Origin of the sequence: uncultured Ruminobacter sp., from assembly GCA_902764345.1 — a bacterium.
Lineage (GTDB): Bacteria > Pseudomonadota > Gammaproteobacteria > Enterobacterales > Succinivibrionaceae > Ruminobacter.
In genome coordinates this window covers 1-4,580 of sequence record CACWVT010000088.1, presented here as the reverse complement: position 1 = coordinate 4,580, position 4,580 = coordinate 1, and the positions used below count along the sequence as shown (strand labels likewise).

Here is a 4,580-nt window from a genome sequence, read left to right as displayed (position 1 = left end):
CTTTACCGCTTATCCTCATTATGGTATCACTGTTATATCTTCTGGTTCCTCCGGGAGATATACTGTCAGGCTTTAGCTTCCCTGATTTTTCCCAGTTACTTAAAGTCTGAACATGAACACCAAGCAATTTAGCAGCCTGTCCAATTGAAATAATCTTATTCACTACAAATAAACCTATAACTATTTTAAATATATTATAAATTATTTATAGATTTGGTCAAGCAGTTGTTAACCCTTGACTGTCAGGTCAGGAAACGTTAACCATATTGTGGTACTTCTGCTTTACGTCTGCGCAAAGCGTGACCATTATCATTAATAAGGATATCCCAATGAATTATTTTTATACATTATATTCTGTTAACTTTGCGAACAAGGTTGCCGTTAGTGAAAATTTTTTTCATGAAACGCGATCAATGCACGTTTTTTGAGCAGATTTAAGTAATCATAATCTCACATGGAATACCGTTACGGCTTTTACGGCTTACTATATCTGTCTAAGGCTGACGTTGAAGCAGACATTTAAGGTTGCTCATACGGAAATACAATATTATTATAAAGAATACAGGAAAATTATTCCGTCAGGTTGCAGGTTAGGTTAACCAGCAAACGTTCACGGCGGATTAACCTCGAAATTTAACATGCTGGTAAAGGAGGTCAGTACATGTCTGAAGATAAGGAGTTCAGCGAACAGATTCGCAGAAACAGGGAAAAGGGATTTAAAATCGCGGCAATGATTGTATTTGTCTTCTGTATGGTCTGTGCCCTCATTTATGCAGAACTTAACGGAGACCCGGTTAACGGTAACGTTTCAGACAAAATGCTTGCCACGGTAGTCTGCCACTCTTCACATAAAACACTAAGTGACGTCCTCAGTTCAGGTATGGCAAATTATAAGCTTAAACTTAAGTTAATACACACCGGATCACCTGATCGTTATGCGGATGATACCCTGACCATAATTGATGCCGACGGAATGCTTAAAAATGAAAGCGGTTCACTTGAACATGCGAAACTTAAAATTGACATTACCGGGCCGTTGAGAACTTATGATGAGGATATGATTATTTACGCCGCTGAAATTAACGGCAGAAAGATTACCGATAAGTCGAAGCTTGCCGAATTGAAGATGCATATGTGCGGTCAGACTGCTCACAGATCATATATCTGACGGAAGTCTTCCGCTCCTCAGAGTTATAAGGCAACGGTTAACCGTTTCCCAGGAATCAGAAAAGCTCAGGTTCATTAAAAGAGCCTGAGCTTTTCTTCAGTATGAATACCGCTTAACGGCTGGATTGCACATTCAGTCAGACACGCCTCACCGGGAGGCTGACGTGCCGTCCTGAAACTACTGGTCGTCAGAACCTGCTACGGATTCGTCGCATGCCTCAGTAATCTCAGCTTCCGGTTCCTGAGAATCAGCAGACTGATCATTATCCTCTGAGCCGATGAAGAGTGCCATGCTGTCCCTTACGAAGCACTTGTAGGTACCATGCTTTTCGACAAGCTTTTTACCGTAGTCGCCGGTATCAAGCTCCCACAGGGCAAATTCACTGTATGTGCCCATGAAGTACATCTGGTTCAGAAGTTCATCGGAAATTACGCCGGGCTTAACGAAGCATACCCTGATTTTAAGGTTGCCCTTGCAGCCGTTGAAGCAGTAATGCTCTGAGGTATCGTTAATGTCGGTGATGGTGAAGCTTTCAACTTCAGGATAACAGTAATAGCGTTCCGTAATTACGCTGCGGATACTGTAAAAGTCAAATTTCTTGACTGAATATCTTTCAAACAACGGATCAATGTAAATCTTACCCCTGTACGGACGCCAGGCTCTTATAATGCTCTTTCTGAGGAGTTCATCGTTGGAAAGGGACGCAACATCCGCAGCCTTCACCTTCGGAGCCTTCTTAAGGTCTCTCTTCTTTCTTTCCACCGCATCTTCATTATTTGAAGTAAGAAGTTCATCGTTATAATGGATCATTGTTCTTTATCCTATAAAACTAAGCGGGGCAGCCGGCAGATCCGACGCCCCAATGGATATACGTTACCGATACAATCAATGTCTGTAAACATTTTCAGAAAAATATATCACAAACATATATCGTTATCAATTGACCGTTCTTTTGGCATTTGACGCCATCGGCAAATTTTAATGTCTTTGCTTAAAGTTTAGACAGCCTTCGACAAATCTGTCCAGAGCCCTGTCGAGGATGATGCGTGGACATGCCACGTTCAGTCTGATGAATTTTTCCCCTCCGGTACCGAACTGGCAGCCGTCACTTACTCTGAGACCATATGCGGAGCGCAGAAAATCAGTGAGAATACGGGAATCGGAAGTGATGGCGGATACGTCAAGCCACATGAGATAGGTTGCATTCATCAGCGTCACTCCGACTTCGGGAATCTCGGCCAGGATGCGGCTTCGTGCGTGATCAGCATTGGCAAAAAGGTAGGTTCTCAGCTTCTCGAACCAGTCATTTCCCCCGGTGTAGGCGGCTACCGTTGCCTGTATTGCAAAGGCGTTCGGCTCGGCACATTCATCCGTATTAAGACCTCTTTCCGCACGATATCTGAGTGATGGATTCGGGATCATGACGGCAGCACTGTTAAGACCTGCCATGTTGAAGCTTTTTCCCGGGGACCAGCAGGTGATGGAGTTCTGGGCGCACTCCTCGTTTATCGAAGCAAAAGGGACATATTCAGTTCCCGGTCTGGTAAGATCGCAGTGTATCTCATCGGAAACAACGATAACTCCGTGCCTGTGACAGAGACTGCCGATGCGTTCCAGTTCCTCTGCTGTCCAGATTCGGCCTACGGGATTGTGGGGATTGCAGAGGAACATCATTGTACACTGCGGGTCAGACAGATACTCCTCAAGTTTCTCAAAATCAATGAAGTAGCTGCTGTTACGGCACTCAAGAGGGAACTCCTTCACAAAGCGGCCCTGATTCAGAATGCAGTTAAAGAAGATATTGTATACGGGCGTCATTATGAGCACTTTCTCTGCCGTGGTGGTCAGTTTTCTGACAATGCTTGAAAGGGCAGGCACAACTCCGGTGCAGAATACCAGTGACTCCGCAGACGGCGTGTATCCGTGTCTGTCACTCCACCATTTTCTGTAAGCCTCATTCCATTCAGCAGGTATTATGCTGTAGCCGTATATGCCGTGAGCGGCTCTTTCCATGATGGCCTCCGTTATGGCCGGGCATGTCCGAAAATCCATGTCCGCTACCCACAGTGGCAGTTCGTCAGGACGTGAGTCATCCCATTTAAGGGAATTGGTACCGCTTCTGTCGGTTACGCTATCAAAATCCGTGAATGCATCGTACTCTCCGTACATAGGGATTCCGTTGCTTGTTTTTATTTCCTTCATGTATTTTCAGTCTCCATGTGTTTAAAAATTCTGTTTATTGTCGGCATTTGAGCCATTTTCCGCTTCTGAGCCTCATGATGAAAAGCACTCCTCTTACCGAAAGCTCCAGTGCCATGGCAACCCATACCCCCTGAAGTCCGAGAGTTCCTGCAAGAGCAACTGACAGCGGGATGCGGATAAGCCACATTGAGCCTGAGTTAAGGAGTCCCGGCACAAATGTATCCCCGGCTCCGCGGACGCATCCTGCTATTAGTATTGAAGCTCCGTACAGAGGTTCTGCAAAGGCTTCTATTCTGAGTATGACGGTTCCCAGTTCACGTATCTCCGGATCCGGCGAAAGCAGCCCGATGAGAAACGGAGCAGTTATGTACATTATAACTCCGGCCACCGACATGAAAAAAACGCCTACAGACGTAATGATTAGCGTGAAATTTCTGGCAAGATCATTTCTGCCGGCACCAACGCACTGACCGATTACGGCGGTTCCCGCATGAGCCGTACCATATCCTATCATGTAACAGAAGCTTTCGGCGGTAATGGCGAAGCTGTGTGCGGCTATGGCCGTGGTTCCCAGTACTGAGACGATTGCCACTGATGCAACCATGGCTCCGGTGGTCGCCAGATGGTCAAGACCTATCGGCAGGGATATTCTGACTGCACGGAGGAATGCCATGAGGCTCAGCCTCAGCTTTTCCCTGCGCAGGTGAAGATGTTCGTTTCTTATGAGCAGGCACCAGAGCATGACTGCGGATACCACTGCTTCGGCAAGAGCGGTACCCACGGCTGCTCCCGTAACGCCAAGTCCGAATCCCGGTATGGTCACGGAAAACCCGGCAAATTCAATGTGTCGGGTATGAAATATAAAAAGATAATTGAAGATAACGTCAAGAACGCAGACGCAGATGTTCAGAATGCTCGGCGTTTTTATGTTGCCGTCGGCCTGCAGAAGACCTGCGGTATACATGTTAAGTACCACGAACGGAAAAGTGACCATGAACACCAGAAAATATGATGATGCCATGGGGGCTATGTCCGGGGTTCCGCCCAGAAGATAGGGGACTCTGTCTGAAAATGCTGCGCACAGTACTCCAAGCATGAGACTGAGAGTCAGAAGGCAGAAGAAGCCGAGACCTGCCGTGGCTCGGGCCTTTACGAAACGACCGGCTCCTATTGACTGGGCAACCTGAACCGTGAAGCCTGCCGAAGCGGC

General features: G+C 46.6%; 5 protein-coding genes. 1 reads left to right on the top strand and 4 read right to left on the bottom strand.

The features are described 5' to 3' along the window. Positions 1-163: MerR family DNA-binding transcriptional regulator (locus tag QZU58_RS10245; RefSeq protein WP_363174841.1), on the bottom strand; the 163-nt coding region annotated here is incomplete at its 3' end. Positions 164-661: 498 nt separating this feature from the next. Between QZU58_RS10245 and QZU58_RS09945 the strand changes: the two genes are divergently transcribed. Beyond that, positions 662-1,168, top strand: a complete 507-nt coding sequence (locus tag QZU58_RS09945; RefSeq protein WP_294462129.1) for a hypothetical protein — start codon at positions 662-664, stop codon at positions 1,166-1,168. A gap of 177 nt (positions 1,169-1,345) precedes the next feature. On the opposite strand, the gene QZU58_RS09940 is transcribed toward QZU58_RS09945, so the two are convergent. The 3 genes from QZU58_RS09940 to QZU58_RS09930 all read right to left on the bottom strand — a co-directional run. Then, positions 1,346-1,978 (bottom strand): hypothetical protein, encoded by a 633-nt coding sequence (locus QZU58_RS09940; protein ID WP_294462127.1) that lies wholly within the window; start codon positions 1,976-1,978, stop codon positions 1,346-1,348. Positions 1,979-2,146: 168 nt separating this feature from the next. Next, positions 2,147-3,370, bottom strand: a complete 1,224-nt coding sequence (locus QZU58_RS09935) for a MalY/PatB family protein (protein ID WP_294496434.1) — start codon at positions 3,368-3,370, stop codon at positions 2,147-2,149. Between the two features lie 34 nt (positions 3,371-3,404). Next, positions 3,405-4,580, bottom strand: a 1,176-nt coding sequence (locus QZU58_RS09930) for an MATE family efflux transporter (protein ID WP_294496432.1), incomplete at its 5' end; no start/stop codon positions are given.